The sequence below is a fragment of the bacterium (Candidatus Blackallbacteria) CG13_big_fil_rev_8_21_14_2_50_49_14 genome (assembly GCA_002783405.1).
Lineage (GTDB): Bacteria > Cyanobacteriota > Sericytochromatia > UBA7694 > UBA7694.
Genome location: PFGG01000020.1, coordinates 88,523 through 103,980, shown reverse-complemented (window position 1 = coordinate 103,980; position 15,458 = coordinate 88,523). Strand labels below are relative to the sequence as shown.

The following is a 15,458-nucleotide window of genomic DNA, read 5'->3' as shown; positions in this document are numbered from 1 at the left end:
TATGATAAACAGTGCCCTGAAGGAACAACAGGAACAGCTCATCCGGCAGTGCCAGGAGGGCGATCGCCAAGCCTTTATGGAATTGGTGAAAGCTTACCAAGGCATGGTGTTCGCCGTGCTTTACCGGCTCTTGCAGGATAAAGAAGAAATTGAAGACGTGGCCCAGGAAGTCTGGGTAAAGGTCTATCAATCAATTCGGAAGCTGAAGTCTCCTGCTGCCTTTCGGAGTTGGTTACATCGTATTGTCGTCAATGCTTTTCGGGATCGGATGCGCCAAAAAGGCAATCAGATTGCTTTTTCGTTGGATGATGATCTGCGTCTTGAAGACGGAGACAGTATTCAGATGGAAATGGAGGCCCCAGGTCTCTTGCCTGAAGAAGAACTCTTACGTACCGAGTGGCAGGAACATCTTGAAGATGCGATACGTGAATTGCCGCCTTCTCACCGCGCTGTGATTATTATGCGTGAGATTCAAGGCATGTCCTATGAAGAAATCGCCTATGCCATGGATATTTCTTTGGGTACGGTCAAGTCACGGATTGCCCGTGCACGTGAAAAATTGATTTCTAAATTGTCTGTTTATCTGAAAGAAAAGGAGGAAAGAAAAGTCTGATGTTAAACAACGATGGTTTGCCCTTTGATGATCTTTCCGCCTATCTGGATCAAGAACTGACTGGATCCCAGATTGAAGAGGTTCAGAATTGTTTAGGAGAGCACTTTCCTGCTCTGGTAGATGTACGCAATATGGAGTCGCTTTCACGGGCCTGTAAGAATCTTGCGACCCCCCCTATGGATTTTGAATCTGGAATCTTTGCCCGCCTCGATACCTTGGGGTGGGAACAGGAAGAGCCCAGCGAAGATTTTGAAAATCTTTCAGCCTTTTCTGACAGTGAGTGGGCTCCTGAAGAACCCGGTTTTTCTGAAACTGCTCAGACCCATCTTCACAATTTCACTGTTTTGTCTCAAGCGATTCAAGCTCTTCCAACTCCCGCAGATTTTTCTTCTGACTTTGTAACGCGCGTGATGTCTGCTCTACCAGAATCCGCTGAACCAGAAACTCAATCCGAAAGCTCTCATTTTGACAGTTTGTCGCGTGCACTGCAGGCTTTGCCTGTACCCGAAGCCTCTGAAACATTTTTCAGTGCGCTCGAAGCTCGCCTGGATCAGGTGGATGCGGTTACGGCTCAGAACGAAAAGGTTCTGGAACGTGCGCTGCAGGCCTTGCCTGTACCCGAAGCCTCTGAAACATTTTTCAGTGCGCTCGAAGCCCGTCTGGATCAAGCCGATATTCTGGTCTTTCCTCAGCCTGAGGAGATTCAGGTTCGTAAACAGAAAGTTTTTGCAATTCCGATGTTTTTACGCGGCCGTTATGCACGCATGGTGGCTGGGATTGCTTTCTTTGGTCTTTTGGTTTCTTTCTCCCAGCATATGCTGGATACTCAAACGTCTTCCACTCAGGAAGCAGGAATTTCAGCAGTCGTTCCCACAGATCATGTGATTCAATTGGAAAATCAGCCGGAAGATATATTATTTGCAAATTCCGATGATTCTCTGGATAATTTGAGCGTTGACGACTATACTAATTTAATAGGAGGGTAGGTGAGAGGTTATGAACAATACAAAATTGTCCTCAAGAATTCTGGCTTTTGCTGCCAGTCTTGTTTTCGGCCTCGGGGTGTTTGCCGCGCCATCTTTGGCGAAAGATGCATCCGATAAACCTGCTGCAGTTCCTTCTACCATTGATTGGAAGTCTTTGGATCTGAGTTCAGAGCAAATCAAAAAGATCAATATTCTGCGTCTTGAGTTTAACAAAAAGGCAATTGTTCTGAAGGCAGAAGCTCAACAAAAACAGGAAGAGATTCAACGGCTTTTAATGTCGCCCGCTTCTAATCCCAATTTGGTGCGCAGATTGCTTCAAGAAAAACTGGCCCTGGAGTCGAAGCTGAAAGCTGAGTCTCTTGACCATTTCTTGGCGATTCGCAAACTATTGAGTCCTGAACAACTGGTGCTTTTGAAACAACAGTTGGTTTCTCTCAAATAAGTTGAAAATTGACTTTTTAAATAGACCAGGCTTGATTTCGGGCCTGGTTTATTTTTTATGTGTCAATACGCTCAAATTTAAGCGTGAGGTTGAGAAAACTGGCATCAGGCTTGGCTTATCCATGCTTCGCATAGTACCATTAAAAGTAGAGATTATGATGTGTCCGTAAAACGGATCGACAGGGAGGATTTCACGTGGCAGGGTTAAAAGATATGCTTCGCAGGGTTTTAGGTGGACGCAATCCTGAGGAGGCTTTGGCTGAGTTCAAAGAAAAACTTCATCATTCGATCAATGAGTTCAAAAACAATCCTGAAAGCAGACAAAAGCTGCAACGTAATTTACAGTCGATTGTCATGCCTGTGCGCTATTTCAATGCAACGATCGTTCGGCCTCATCTTGAAAACAAAGAGCAGCTTAAAAGTTTGGCGCAGCAGTTGAATATGCACAAAATTGAGCTGAAAAGGGTATTTAAACTTTCGCTTGAACTGGAAGAGAAGCTGGGACAGTATTTTGGCAATGAATTGGATGTTGAGCAATTGGCAGTGACCCTGCGCAAGGTGGTCAATGTTTTGGATGAGCAGATTCTCAGTGACGTGATTGAAGTGGTGGACCACAATATCGATTTTGGCAAGATCGAACGGGCCCAACTGGATTATCAGGAGGCCGTGCAAAAGGCCTATAATGTAGATGGTCTGAACCGTGAACTCAATGGAATTTTGGGCTCCTTTCTCGGCAATATGCGCGATGTGTTTTCTGGCCAGCAGAAAGCAACAACCAAACCCCGGCCATCGGATCGCCAGACCGAAGTCAAAATGCTGGAACCTCAATACCAGAATACCTATGATCACTACCGTGAAGAAGGTTATAGCCATGATGAGTCGATGGCCTTTGTAAAAGAAAAACAGGATCTGGATTCTTTGCCTCAGGAATATTTAGATGCCTATCGGGTTTTACGTCAGGAAGGCCGGGCCCATGATGAATCCATCGATTATATTCGCAGTCTGACCCATAAATCCAAGCAAGAGGAGCAGACATGAGCATCGATGAACAGCAAAAACAACTGATCCTGCAAAAACTTCAAGATTTGAAATCGCTCAAAATCTTTTCTCAGATGAGTGAACGTGAAATCTTTGAAGTGATGAAGCGCGCAGATATTCTGAAATATGAACCCGAAGATCTGGTTTTCAGTGAAGGCGATGAAGAGGAACATCTTTACGTGATTATTCAGGGCGCCTTTCAGGTTTCTTCTACCAGCCGCAGTGGCGAAGATTTAACCTTTTTTGTGGCCGGTCCGGGTTTGATCTTTGGGGAAATGTCGTTTTTGGATCGTCAACCCCGTTCTGCTTCTATCACGGCCCGTGAGGCTGGTGAGGTGTTTCGGCTGACCCGCGATGATTATGAGGATATGTTGCAGAAAGACCCCACCACTGCCGCAAAATTTATGTTTGGGGTTTCAGAAATTCTCAGCCGTCGGATGCGTGGAGCCAATCAGCGCATCAAATATGCCACCTGATAAGCAAACGCTTTTACGTCTTTTTTTGGGAATTCCTTTGCCTGAGGAATTGCTTGAGCAGGCTCTTGCTGCTCAAGCGCTTTTAAAATCTTTGAACCCCGGTATACGCACTTCATGGGTGCGCCCGGTGCAAATGCATCTCACTCTCAAATTTTTAGGTGATACTTCTTTGAATCGAATGCAGCGCATGGTTCCCAAACTTGAGCGCGTGTTTGCCCAGTTTCAGCCCTTGGGATTGAATTTATCTGAACCCGGTGTTTTTCCTAAACCTGAATCAGCACAGGTTGTCTTTTGGGGGCTTACACCTGAAGTGGAACTCTTGGCTATGCATAAAGAACTGGAAAAGGTTCTTGAAACTTTGGGGTTTGCCCGTGAAAAAAGAGCCTATCACCCCCATCTGACCTTGGGGCGAATTCGCCAAAAATTAGAAGCTCCGTATCGCTTGCCTGCATTTTTTTCAAGCGAAAGACCAGCCTCTGTTTGGGAGGCTGGCCAGATTGAATTGCTGCAATCAGAATTATCATCAGAGGGTTCCCGTTATACCTGTTTGCACAGATTTAGACTGGGTTAGTCCAGACGAAAATCTGGGGGATGCGTTGGTTTGAGCGGACGTGGAATAGGGTTGAACTCTACATCTGGGCGTGAATCCAGTTCGCGATTGACGGTTTTAAGTAAGACACCCAAAAACTGATCGTCTTTATTATCGGGAGAGGCCATTAGATCAATCAGATAGTTGCGGGCAAAGGCCAGTTCTTTTTTATCCATCTGATCGAGTTCTTTTTGAAAACCCAGGAGCAGTTGATCACGCGCAGGCCCTCTGGCATTGCGCAATTGATCGATGGTTTCACGGGGATTGGATTCGAAGATTTTGAAGATTCCACTCCCTTTGTCCATGCCGATCCTGATTTTTTGATGGTCCTTAGACAGGGTAGGGGGGGCTTCTGCTGCAGGAGGGGAAGCACCAGGGGGGGCTTCGGGAATACCTTGGGCAGGACGGGCGGTGATACCTTTCAGCCATTCTTGGGGATTGGGAGGTTGGTTTACTTGCATCCGGTTTTCTCCTTGTTTCGCTCAATACTTTCTTTATACCCAAAAAACCATTAAATATGCAAATTCAGTCGAATACGTTTGAGCTTTCTCAGTGACTTGGCTTCAAATTCTGCGCGACCATGCAGGTTTTGTTTATTGTTCAGTATCCAGCAATCCCCCGTCTGGAGCTGAAAAACCTCTCTCAGCTCCCGCATTTTCTGATCCAATTGGTTCAATAATCTTTCCTGCTCCCCCACTTCTTGGGAAAGGGACTGGCGATGAATTTCCTGATACAGACGATTGTAGCGGATCTGCCAGCCAGAAGTTGTAGATGATAAAATCGGAAATTTTTGATTGCGAAAATGAAAATCTGGTTTCTGAAGCGCGCTGCGTTCATCCTCTGAAAGATGGGCCAAAAGGGTGGAAAGACGTAGAAAATAACTTTCACCGCCGGTTTCTGATTTTTGCTCGCATTGTAAAACGACGGTATCAGGCGGGGTTTGCTGGTCTGCACAATCGGTATGCAGTTCAAATTCAAAGGGGGTATTGGCGTAAGCTGGATAGGGGGTGCTTTGATCGACTTCAATCAGGCAAAGCATTCCGCCCTGAAGATTGTGGGCTTCATGAAGTGGGTTGCCCAGGTCTTGTGCAAATAGCTCCAATTGTGAATGGCTGCTTTCAAGGGGGAAGTTTTTCAGCAGGATTGCTCCTTCTGTCTGCAGCGCCTGAATAAGCTCCTGCCGCCTGGTCTCTGGTTGTTCAAAATACCAGGCGGCAGGAAAGCTGGGGAAAGATACGGGCAATCAGCTCTCCGAACGGACTTTCTTTTTCTTGCCCTTTTCAGCGGCATCATCAGCTGCTGTGGGCACGCGGAAAGCCATTTCAAAGCGATTGACTGAATGCACGATCAAGGTAATGGCATCGCCAACACCTGATTCGCCAGGTACCAGGCCTGAATTGACAATCGGGCCACTGAGTTTGGATTTGCCATGCAGAGCTTTCCACCCCCCTTTTTTCGTGCGCTCTTCAAGCAGGGTGGCTTCGACCCGGTCGCCAGCTTGAAGGGGTTTGGGTGCTGCTGGTCGTGTGGGTTTGAGGGGCATGTCTTTCCGGGGACGGAAAGGCTTATCATCTGAGCGCTCAGGGCGGGCAAAACGACGTGGCGCAGCTTCACTGCCTTCAGCACGTGGGAGTCTGGGTTTAAACTCACGACGCGGGGGCCGGTTTTCGCTTGATTCGCCGCTTTCGCCACTGGGTTTTGTAAAACTTGGCCTTCTTGCCGGACGCAGATCTTTTCTCCCGCTTGGGCTTCTGCGTTCATCAAGATTGAGACGCAGTTCGGGCTCTAAGGGCCAGGTTTCGATTTGTTGGCGCATTTCATGCAGAATATGCTGACAGAATTCTTCCAGAAGCTTTTGGCTGCTGGCCGTGTCAGGCAGATGTTTACTTGGAAAGGCCACCAGACGCAGGATCAAACGGTTGGTTTCGGCCTGCCGTGAAAAATGCATAAACAGAGGAGAAGCATGGCGTTCTTTAACCGGAGCGAGGGCTGTAAATTCACCCTGTACGGGTTCCCCGATCATGCGTGGCAGTCCCAGACCTTGTTTGAGCGCCTGGTGTTTGTGTTTTTGCATGAAACTTTGGTAGGCAATGCCCAATTGATGCAAGGCAAACCATTCGTTTTTCCAGGGGGTAAGCAGCTCTTCAGGTTCAATTCTTTGAACCAAAGAAGGTGTTTCACACTGTTCCTCCTGAAACTGCGTATTGAACCCGCAGTGTTCACGCAATTGTTCAGCGTTTTCTAACCAATGGTTGAGCGACTCATTCAATTCAATGGGAGTTTGAAAGTTTCCCAAGCCTTTGCGCATTCTTTGTCCACTGCCGCCATAGTGACTGAGCAGCCAAAGAGCCGCTTTGGCCTGTTCCAGAACCATTTCAGCGGGAATCTGAAGCTTGTGTTTTTCGGCATTGCCCAATAAATAGGCGGTATCGCAGCTCAGTTTTATTTGCCACTGGGTTCCAGCAGCCAAATAATAGGCCCGTTCCTGATGTTCTCCCGTGCCATAGGTCAGATAGCTCAGGCCTGGTTTTGTTTTGGGGTGATCAGGTGCAGGAAGCTGGCGCACCAAATCATGTTCATGAAAGCGCCGGGCCTGACTGGGGCCCGTTGGAACGATTTCCAGGCGAATGGCTGCTTTTTTGCCTCTGTTTCCCCAGAGTGCGTTTTCGAGCAGAAGCAAGGAGCGTTGGGGAAGGAAGCCACTGTGAAGGGAGCGCCACCACCAACGCAAAAGTCCACGCAGACTGGAGGGACGCAATTGACAGTCTTCAGAGCGGGCTGAACTTCCACGGTAAAAACCAGGTGTATTCAGACTGAGCTGTGTGCTGAACTGGGTTCCCTGAGCTTCTGAGGGTGTGCTGCCAGCAGCTTTCATCAGCCCATAACCTGAAGCGCTGCCACTTCCATAACCCACAACACTTAAGGCTTCTTTTAGCCAGGTTTCGGCCAATTCCACATGCTCTGTTTGATCTGGGCGATGGCTGGAGAGTGCGAAACTGAAACGGGCTCCTCCTCTTAAACTGAGGAAGTAGCGGGGATCAGGTGTTTGCCAGTCTCCGGCAGCGTCTCTGCGCTGATAATAGGGACGGTGATGACAGGCGCTAAGATCCGTTTGAACGTTGGGCCAGTTTTCTGGCCAAGCATCATGAATGACCAGACTGCCTGAGTCGCCCCCTTTGCGGGTGGGATGCCCTAAAAGTGACTGGATTTGGGCTTGGGCTTCTGCCTGATTTGCTTGCTGAGGCAGCCAATGGGTTTCTGCATAACGCCGAATGAGGCCTTTGAGGCGGGCCGAAGGCAAATAGGGAAATCCATAGAGTGGATGGAGATCCAAACCCGTTTGCCCCAAGGCTTGGCGGGTTTCAACCCAAAGAGAGGATTGCGTCTGCAGTGTAAAAACACGCGCATTCAGTGCGGTCAATACGGTTTGACGTTTTTGCTTCTGGGTTTCCCATTCCTGTTTCAGTTCGGGGGTATTGTTCAGCGTGTGCGCTGTTTTTTGCCAGATTTTTTTAAGTTGCTCAGGATTCGAATCAAATTCCAGTTTGCGGTTTACCATGGTCAAGAGGCTGGCATGGGCTCCTGCTTGCAGGCCGGGATGTGTACAGCCTTTTTTCTTGAGCAATTGGCTGGTGCTGATCGGGAGTGCGATAAAAGGCAAGGTTCTTACCGGTGCTGTGGGCAAGGGCTTCTGTTCTTCAGCATGTTCGGGTTTTGATTCAGGTGCTGCTTCAAGAGGCGCTTGTGCCTCACTTGCAGGCATTTCTGGGCTTAAACTTGAAGTTGCTTCCTGGGTTTCTGTGGTAAGTGTGTCTTGATCTTCAAGCATGGTTGACGGTACTCCTGGATTCTTCTTCAGTTTGAACAGGTTCGTTGGATTGAACGGGTTCGTTGGCTTGAACAGGTTCGTTGGTTTGAACGGGTTCAGTGGCTTGAACGGGTTCGTTGGTTTGAACAGGTTCGTTGGTTTGAACAGGTTCGTTGGATTGAACAGGTTCGTTGGCTTGAACAGGTTCGTTGGCTTGAACGGGTTCGTTGGCTTGAACAGGTTCGTTGGATTGAACGGGTTCGTTGGATTGAACAGGTTCGTTGGATTGAACAGGTTCGTTGGATTGAACGGGTTCAGTGGTTTGAACGGGTTTGTGTGGCTTTGAAGTTTTTGCGCGCAAGCTGTCCTGTTCAGAGGTTTCTAAAATTTCCTGCAGAAAATCCAGACTGGCTTCAGTGGCACGCATCAAATAGAAAGAATCTCCATAGATTACGCTTTCTATCAGACTGCGATTGTTTTTGCCTTTTATTTTCCGCTCTTTGAGGAGCCATTTGGACAGATCCCAATACAAGCGTTGTTTGCGTTTGGTTTGAGGGTCTGAAAGCAATAGCGCAAGGCTTGAACCCAAACCCCACTGGCGAATTTGCAGGTAAAGGAGGCGGGCATCTTCAAGATAGGCTTGTAAAATACCAGGTTTTTGCTGAAGGCGTTTCAAGATTTCGCCGATTTGATAAGAAATCATGGCTGGAGGTGTTTGCTTCTTCGCGCCAGCAGCGGGTGGGCGGTTTTTATTGGGACGGTGTTTTGAGCGGTTTGGTTTTTGTTTTGAAGTCGCTGTTTCGGCCTCTGTTTGCACGCTTTCTGAGACTTCAGCTTGGCTGACTTCAGCTTGAGCGGGCATTGCATTCTGATTGGATTCTAAAGATTCCAAAGTTTCAGAATGGGGCTGTTCTTGAGTTTGGTTGCTATCTTCCAGCGGAAGTTCGGTGTGTGTCATGGTTAATTTTCTCCTTGGGGGCTCAGCAGGGTGACGGCGCAAAGACCTTTACCCAGGGTTTGATAGGCCCCCAAACTGATATATGCAGGACAATGTTCTGATAGGTTCTTGAGTGCAGGGTGGTGTTCTGCGGTCTTAATGGGACTGTACAGAATACTTTCTGCGGGTAAAAACTCAACTTCTTGGGCCTGTTTCTGGGTGCCTGGAAAATCCATAATTTCAGTTTTACTTTGCGCAAGCATTTTTAAACACGGATCACTGACCAGTACCATGCGGTTCATCACTGTGCGGACAGATCCTTCGGGGAGTGTTTTTTCTAACCAGGTCAAACCTTCTGCCCAGTCTCCTTTGACCTGAAACTCCAAATCTTCAATTACCAGACTGTTGGGCTCAAGCAACAAAGGACTTTTCTGAGCACAGAAAACCTGATTCTTTTCGGGAACAGGCAAAGCGGGAAGTTCCTGGCCCAAACTCTGGGCAAAAGCCTGGAGGGTTGAGGGAGAGCATACCAGACACCAAATATTTTTGGCGCTGCGTAAGGCCAGAGCTAATAGTTGTGCAGATTGAAATTCTACTCCAGCCGACTCAGGTTCTTCTTTTACGCCAAAAATACTGATCAGGCGTGAGTCTTGATTTGCTGCGCTTTTCCAGTTCTCCTGGGCTTGTAGTTCGGGATAAAAATTGTCGCGTATTTTTTTGCGCAAAGCACCCTTGACGGTTGATGCTGAAATCTGAGGCAGACCGGTGTCTGAATCTCGTAAGAGTGAATTTAAAAGGGTGGCCTGTGTTTTCCCTGAACCTGCGTGCAGGCTGGTCAGGGTTTGCAGGAGCAGTGTGTGCTGCTCGGACATGGTGGGATTCCTTTCTATGCGCACTGGAAGCAGTGTCATTTCCGGCAAGGTTTTAATTCTCGTTAGAACGCTTTAGAGCCGGTATCGCTATTGTGCTTCAGTGTAACACGTTCAAGGCCCTGACGGTTTTGCTCCATCAGGGCCTTTTCAATTCGAGCAGGTTAAAATTTTAGAGTAAAGCCTGGGCTAAAATCTCTGCTTTATTGGTATGCTCCCAGGGAAGATCCAGGTCATCACGGCCAAAGTGTCCGTAACTGGCGGTCTGGCGATAAATTGGGCGGCGCAGATTCAGGGTATGAATAATACCGGCTGGGCGCAACTCAAAGTGTTCATTGACCAATTCCTGAATTTTTTCTTCAGAGATGCGGCCTGTGCCAAAAGTGTCTACTCTGACTGACACAGGGTGAGCCACTCCAATGGCGTAGCTCAATTGAATTTGGCAATGGCTTGCCAAGCCTGCTGCAACGATGTTTTTGGCGACATAACGTGCGGCGTAGCTGGCAGAGCGATCGACTTTGGTGGGATCTTTGCCTGAGAATGCTCCGCCCCCATGCGGGGCATAGCCCCCATAGGTATCGACAATGATTTTACGTCCCGTTAAACCCGCGTCCCCTACAGGACCGCCGATCACAAAACGGCCTGAGGGATTGATCAAAATCCGGCTGTTGACGAGAAGGTGCTCAGGCACAACCCAGGGAATCACATGTTCTTTCAGGTCTTGAGCAATCTTTTCTTGAATGGCTTCAGTATCTGTAATTCCCTCAATTTCAGGGGCATGTTGGGTAGAGATCACAATGGTATCTACCCGATGGGGTTTGCCGTCTTTGTATTCAACCGTCACCTGAGATTTTGCATCAGGACGCAGATAGGTCAAGGTGCCTTGTTTGCGCAGATGGCTGACTCTTTGCATCAATTTATGCGAAAGGGTAATCGGCATAGGCATTAATTCAGGGGTTTCGTTACAGGCATAACCAAACATTAGACCTTGATCTCCTGCACCGATCCGGTCAAACTCATGATCAAGGCTTTTTCCCCGGACTTCAAGGGCCGTATCTACAGCAGAGGCGATATCAGGGGATTGGCGGTTAATGGCAGTAATAATACTGCAATCGTCTGCATCAAATCCCATGCCTTTGCCTGTATAGCCAATATCTCTGATGACATTGCGTACCAGTTCTGGGATATCGACATAGGTGGTGGTTGTGATTTCACCGGAGACCATGACCAGGCCTGTTGTGGTGAGACATTCACAGGCCACACGTCCTGTGGGGTCTGCTTGAAGAATAGCGTCGAGTACCGCATCAGAGATTTGGTCACACATTTTGTCAGGATGACCCTCGCTGACGGATTCGGAAGTAAACAGGCCGTTTTGAATCATGAGATTTATCCTAGCTATTTGATCTGTAATTTTAATTTGAAAATAGCTTACCATATTTCCGGCAGGTAAAAGCAGAATTAATTGTCTGATTTTAGTCATCGTCAAAAGACCTGTGCCAAAATTTGGCTCAGGTCTTAGATTCTGGCTTGAATTATTGCCTCAATGGCTGGGTGTTACTGGGTTAAAACAGGCTGCATTCGGTGTTGATGCGCAGGTTCCCAATTTAAAAGCCTGTTTTTTGGTTACCGTCCCGCCTACCGGTACCAGTTTGATATCTCCACTGCGGGGGGTGAGAATCAGGACATCTTTTTTAATGGCTGGGGTGGTAATGGTATAGGGGATATAGTGGATTGCTCCATTTTGGGGGGTACCTTTGACGGGCGTTCCGGTATTGGGCAGGTTGGTCAAGGGGACTGTGAATTTCAGTTGAAAGCCCGAACCCGTGTTGCCTGTTACAGCATTGACTGTACGCAATACGGGGGTGGCACCATCGTTGACTTTGACGATGTCGCCAACACGAATATTGACACTGCCCCCTGCGCAGGGATCTGTTTGGACAGGGTCTGTGCTTCCTCCCTTGCCAGTATTGCTGGTGGCTACGGTGCAGTTGACGAAATCAATATTGAATTTCACATCTGTTGCAGTCGGTGTTCCTGAAGAGACAAAACTGAAGATCTGATTGTCACGACCGCCCCAAAATTGTTCTGTTGCAGATAACCCGGTGGGCAGGGTACTGGCCATGGTGACCACTTCGGTATTGCCGGAACCGGTATTGCTGCTTGAAAAGCTCATCAGAGCAAAGGGATTGTCAAGATTGATGCCGTTGGCAGTAGTCACCGTCACTGTGCGAATCTGAGCGTTGCCTGGCTGGCTTATTGATTTTGCCTCCAGTTTGACCAGATCATTGACAAAGAAGGTATTGTTGGCAGGTGTGCTGGGGGCTCCTGCCGGTACGATAATATTGTTGGTCGTATTTTGTGCATCGGCGACGCCACTGCCTTTATTGGCTGCATCTGCGTCGCGTTTGACCGGAGCTTCCAGCATGATGCTGTTGGTGTTTAAAGACGTAATTTGGTGCAATTCACCACGAATTTTAACCTTGGCGCTGCTGGCGAAATTCGTGGTGGCATCGACCACAATCGCCCCTTGTAATGCACCATCCCCGCTGTTGCTGCTGCTGATGATGGCTTTGGGAGGATTGATGGGCAATTGAGTGGAACTTGGTGTGCTGGTTACGGTCGTGCTAAAGCGTGCTCCACTCAGGGCATCATGTACCACAACTGAATTTCCGTTCGCGAAGACCGTGCCATTGATCACCGTGAGGCCTGAGCTGTCACCTGGATCTACATTTCCTGTGCTGATATTCGTTGTGGTATTGGTGATGTCTAAGGCATTGCCTGTCCAGAGCGCAGTGGGCGTTGCGCCTGTTGCGAGGCTGGCATTGGCTCCTGCTGCGACATTTCCATAGGACATATAACTCAAGATTGAAGTGTTGGTACAGGGGTTGGTTTTGCACAGAAAAACCTCTGAAACACTGGTTGCACTGTAATTGAGAGGGGGGTAACCCAAGGTGCCTGTATAAATATTGCTGGCTGTATTGGTTCCATTTTGATTGAGCCAAACAATCAGACTTCCCCCCGCAGCGACAGACGAGGTGACGGGAACGCTGAACTGTTTTAAGGTGCCTGTATTATCGGTATAAAAGAGGCTTAAACCACTGGGGTCGACAGCCGTTGTGCCCGTATTTTTAAGCTCAATATACTGAGCACTGACTTTGTCATAGACCGGAAAAACCTCTGCAATTTTCAAGTTCTCAACCTGGGTATTGACTGTAAAGGTTGCGCTTGAAGCACTGGCAGAGCCCGTACTGAGGCTGATGGTGCCTGTGGTGGCATTGGCGGGCACGGTTGTGGTGATTTGGGTATCGCTGACAATTGTGAACAGGGCGGGGGTGCCGTTAAAAGCGACGCCACTGACTTTGTTGAAATTGGTGCCTGTCAGCGTGACTGTGGCGCCGACCAAGCCAGAGGTGGGGGTAAAGCTGCTGACGGTGGGAACAACGGGTGAATCCGCCACGCTTGAGCTGGAGGAGCTTGATGAGGAACTGCTGCTGGTTGTGGTGGTTGTATCGGTAAGTGGGGGATTGATCGGGACAGGATTGGTGACCAGAGGGGGGGCACTGGGCGGAGCGGATGCGGGTTGCTGGGTGGGAGCCGTTGGGCTGCTGGTGTCCGTTGGCGTGGTTGGGCTTTGCGGGATGGGCAGTAAGCCTGTCGGAGCGGTTGGATTGGTGGGCGTGCCTGAGGTGGGGGTGGAGCCGGGGAGCGTAGGTTGTAAGCTCGGTTCTGGGCTGGATATGCCCAAGGGCTGAATATTGGTTTCTATTCTTTGAACCTGTCCTCCCATGATAATTACACTGCGTACATCAATCGCTATAACCTTCCCTGCTTTGTCCAGCGCTTCGATCTTGACGACCTTTTTGCCAACAGGAACGTCAATCCGCACGCTGTCACGGATTTCTCCTGCCTCTCGCGTCAGAATTGTGATCAAGGGAGTTTTCAGACCTTCACCTTCAATGCTGATACGAATCTGTTCGGTGTTTTCGGGAATGGCTTTGAGGGAGAACCCTGTTGAACTCGTTTTTTTAGGCCACTCGACACTGAAACTGAGGCCTCCTTTGCTACTGGAAGTCAATGAATTTCCGTCCTGACAGGCTGTGGTCAGCATGATTGCTGCTCCAGCAAGAGCAGTCATAAGGGGGCGATAGCTATTTTTCATGAAGATTTCCTCTGGCCAGCGTGATATCGAGTTCATTATATGTGATTTTTGTCCGGGTGAGTGTGCCCCTGAGCACGCTGAAATTGTTTCCAGGATCGCGTTCTAAAACCGTGTATTTAAGCGTTTTCTGGCTCTGGATAACGATTTGGCCAGAGATGTTCCAACTGACGCTTTAAAGTTTTTTCTTTGCCCAATTCTGTGGGGTGATAATAAACTTTTTGTTTGAGCCGATCTGGCAGGTATTGCTGCTCGACAAAATGATCGGGATGATCATGACTGTAATGGTAATGGCTGCCGTAGCCGAGTTCTTTCATCAGGCCTGTGGGAGCATTGCGCAGATGTAGGGGTACCGGCAAATTCTGAAAGCGTTTGACATCTGCTCGGGCGGCTTCAATCGCCAGATAGGCCGCATTGCTTTTGGGGCAACTGGCCAGATAGGTCGTGACCTGGGCCAGTAAAATCCGAGCTTCGGGCATGCCAATCACATGCACGGACTGAAAACAGGCTTGTGCCAATGAGAGTGCGTAGGGTTCGGCATTGCCAATGTCTTCACTTGCCAGAATCAGCAAGCGGCGGGCAATAAAAAGGGGATCTTCTCCCCCTTCGAGCATGCGTGCTAACCAATACACAGCCCCATCAGGATCAGAGCCTCTGACGCTCTTGATCAGGGCGGAGATCAAATTGTAATGTTCTTCGCCATTGTGATCATATTTCAGGGTGGGGGCCTGAAACACCCGTTTCAGCAGGGCATTGTCGAGAAAAATCTGTGTTTGACCTGAGCGCGCCGCAATTTTCAGAGCCATCTCAAAGCGGTTCAGCATAATGCGGGCGTCTCCTCCCGCATATTGATAGAGTAAATCGGGTTCTTCGAGTTGAATTTGAAACTGCTTGAGCCAGGCATCACTCTGTATGGCCTGTTGGAGGATGGTTTCGAGTTCTGCTGGGGTATGGGGCTGCAGGGTATAGACCTGACAGCGCGACAAAAGGGCAGGATTGACTTCAAAGGAAGGATTTTCTGTGGTGGCCCCAATCAAGAGCACTTCACCCGTCTCGACACTGTGTAGCAGTGCGTCCTGCTGGGCCTTGTTGAAACGATGAATCTCATCAATAAAGAGCAGGGTGGGGCGGGCAAACAGACCTTTCAAGTTTTCTTGGGCCTGTTCGATCACCTGACGAATATCTTTAACGCCTGCTGAAACGGCGCTGAGTTCATAAAAATCCGCCTCCAATTGTTTTGCAATCAGGCGGGCCAGGGTGGTCTTTCCACAGCCAGGTGGGCCCCAAAGAATGAGGGAGCTGATTTGACCGCTGCTGAGCATTTCTTGTAGGGGAGCTTGTTCTGCCATTAGGTGGCTTTGCCCGATAAAGGTTTGAGCTTGTTTCGGGCGCATGCGTTCAGCCAGGGGGATGGGAGGTGGCGGTAAACTCATGATGGACTCCAGGTCTGTATGTGAGCGTATTTTAACATGAAATTCAGGTATCAGAAATTTCTGCTTATTTTTTTCAAAAACGCATAAAAGATAAGATTGTCTTAAACTTAAT

14 protein-coding genes are annotated in these 15,458 nt (G+C 48.7%); 6 read left to right on the top strand and 8 right to left on the bottom strand.

The window, feature by feature from the left end; translation table 11 throughout:
* The first annotated feature begins 1 nt into the window (after position 1).
* The 6 genes from COW20_04570 (at position 2) to COW20_04545 (ending at position 4,125) form a co-directional block, all read left to right on the top strand.
* Complete coding sequence (locus COW20_04570; protein PIW49928.1) at positions 2–613, top strand: RNA polymerase subunit sigma; 612 nt, start codon at positions 2–4, stop codon at positions 611–613.
* The gene (locus COW20_04565) at positions 613–1,599 is read left to right on the top strand and encodes a hypothetical protein (protein PIW49927.1); all 987 of its coding nucleotides are present in this window, start codon (positions 613–615) and stop codon (positions 1,597–1,599) included. The genes COW20_04570 and COW20_04565 overlap by 1 nt, the downstream gene beginning before the upstream one ends.
* Before the next feature lie 10 nt (positions 1,600–1,609).
* Positions 1,610–2,041 (top strand): hypothetical protein, encoded by a 432-nt coding sequence (locus tag COW20_04560; GenBank protein ID PIW49926.1) that lies wholly within the window; start codon positions 1,610–1,612, stop codon positions 2,039–2,041.
* Between the two features lie 194 nt (positions 2,042–2,235).
* On the top strand, positions 2,236–3,078 hold the full coding sequence (locus COW20_04555) for a hypothetical protein (protein ID PIW49925.1): 843 nt from the start codon (positions 2,236–2,238) through the stop codon (positions 3,076–3,078).
* Complete coding sequence (locus COW20_04550) at positions 3,075–3,554, top strand: hypothetical protein (GenBank protein PIW49924.1); 480 nt, start codon at positions 3,075–3,077, stop codon at positions 3,552–3,554. Before COW20_04555 ends, COW20_04550 begins: the two co-directional genes overlap by 4 nt.
* A complete protein-coding gene (locus COW20_04545) occupies positions 3,433–4,125 on the top strand; it encodes an RNA 2',3'-cyclic phosphodiesterase (GenBank protein ID PIW49923.1) in 693 nt (230 codons plus the stop codon). The genes COW20_04550 and COW20_04545 overlap by 122 nt, the downstream gene beginning before the upstream one ends.
* On the opposite strand, the gene COW20_04540 is transcribed toward COW20_04545, so the two are convergent.
* The 8 genes from COW20_04540 to COW20_04505 form a co-directional block, all read right to left on the bottom strand.
* Positions 4,122–4,604 carry a hypothetical protein gene (locus COW20_04540; GenBank protein ID PIW49922.1) on the bottom strand — a complete coding sequence of 161 codons (483 nt, stop codon included), beginning with the start codon at positions 4,602–4,604 and terminating at the stop codon, positions 4,122–4,124. The genes COW20_04545 and COW20_04540 overlap by 4 nt on opposite strands.
* A 50-nt stretch (positions 4,605–4,654) precedes the next feature.
* Positions 4,655–5,386 carry a hypothetical protein gene (locus tag COW20_04535; protein PIW49921.1) on the bottom strand — a complete coding sequence of 244 codons (732 nt, stop codon included), beginning with the start codon at positions 5,384–5,386 and terminating at the stop codon, positions 4,655–4,657.
* Positions 5,387–7,972, bottom strand: coding sequence for a hypothetical protein (locus COW20_04530; protein ID PIW49920.1), 2,586 nt, complete (start codon positions 7,970–7,972; stop codon positions 5,387–5,389).
* A complete protein-coding gene (locus COW20_04525) occupies positions 7,965–8,909 on the bottom strand; it encodes a hypothetical protein (GenBank protein ID PIW49919.1) in 945 nt (314 codons plus the stop codon). The genes COW20_04530 and COW20_04525 overlap by 8 nt, the downstream gene beginning before the upstream one ends.
* A gap of 2 nt (positions 8,910–8,911) precedes the next feature.
* Entirely contained in the window at positions 8,912–9,799 is an 888-nt protein-coding gene (locus COW20_04520; GenBank protein PIW49918.1) for a hypothetical protein, read from the bottom strand.
* A gap of 130 nt (positions 9,800–9,929) precedes the next feature.
* Positions 9,930–11,138, bottom strand: coding sequence for a methionine adenosyltransferase (locus COW20_04515; GenBank protein ID PIW49917.1), 1,209 nt, complete (start codon positions 11,136–11,138; stop codon positions 9,930–9,932).
* A 159-nt stretch (positions 11,139–11,297) separates the two neighbouring features.
* Positions 11,298–13,916, bottom strand: a complete 2,619-nt coding sequence (locus tag COW20_04510) for a hypothetical protein (protein ID PIW49916.1) — start codon at positions 13,914–13,916, stop codon at positions 11,298–11,300.
* Positions 13,917–14,032: 116 nt separating this feature from the next.
* Positions 14,033–15,346 (bottom strand): AAA family ATPase, encoded by a 1,314-nt coding sequence (locus COW20_04505; GenBank protein ID PIW49915.1) that lies wholly within the window; start codon positions 15,344–15,346, stop codon positions 14,033–14,035.
* Positions 15,347–15,458 lie beyond the last annotated feature (112 nt).

What these genes read in the sequence shown, in the direction of transcription:
- COW20_04570 (PIW49928.1), top strand. Translation starts at nt 2, where the DNA reads ATGATAAACAGTGCCCTGAAGGAACAACAGGAACAGCTCATCCGGCAG.
- COW20_04565 (PIW49927.1), top strand. Translation starts at nt 613, where the DNA reads ATGTTAAACAACGATGGTTTGCCCTTTGATGATCTTTCCGCCTATCTG.
- COW20_04560 (PIW49926.1), top strand. Translation starts at nt 1,610, where the DNA reads ATGAACAATACAAAATTGTCCTCAAGAATTCTGGCTTTTGCTGCCAGT.
- COW20_04550 (PIW49924.1), top strand. Translation starts at nt 3,075, where the DNA reads ATGAGCATCGATGAACAGCAAAAACAACTGATCCTGCAAAAACTTCAA.
- COW20_04545 (PIW49923.1), top strand. Translation starts at nt 3,433, where the DNA reads ATGATTATGAGGATATGTTGCAGAAAGACCCCACCACTGCCGCAAAAT.
- COW20_04540 (PIW49922.1), bottom strand. Translation starts at nt 4,604, where the DNA reads ATGCAAGTAAACCAACCTCCCAATCCCCAAGAATGGCTGAAAGGTATC.
- COW20_04530 (PIW49920.1), bottom strand. Translation starts at nt 7,972, where the DNA reads ATGCTTGAAGATCAAGACACACTTACCACAGAAACCCAGGAAGCAACT.
- COW20_04525 (PIW49919.1), bottom strand. Translation starts at nt 8,909, where the DNA reads ATGACACACACCGAACTTCCGCTGGAAGATAGCAACCAAACTCAAGAA.
- COW20_04520 (PIW49918.1), bottom strand. Translation starts at nt 9,799, where the DNA reads ATGACACTGCTTCCAGTGCGCATAGAAAGGAATCCCACCATGTCCGAG.
- COW20_04515 (PIW49917.1), bottom strand. Translation starts at nt 11,138, where the DNA reads ATGATTCAAAACGGCCTGTTTACTTCCGAATCCGTCAGCGAGGGTCAT.
- COW20_04510 (PIW49916.1), bottom strand. Translation starts at nt 13,916, where the DNA reads ATGAAAAATAGCTATCGCCCCCTTATGACTGCTCTTGCTGGAGCAGCA.
- COW20_04505 (PIW49915.1), bottom strand. Translation starts at nt 15,346, where the DNA reads ATGAGTTTACCGCCACCTCCCATCCCCCTGGCTGAACGCATGCGCCCG.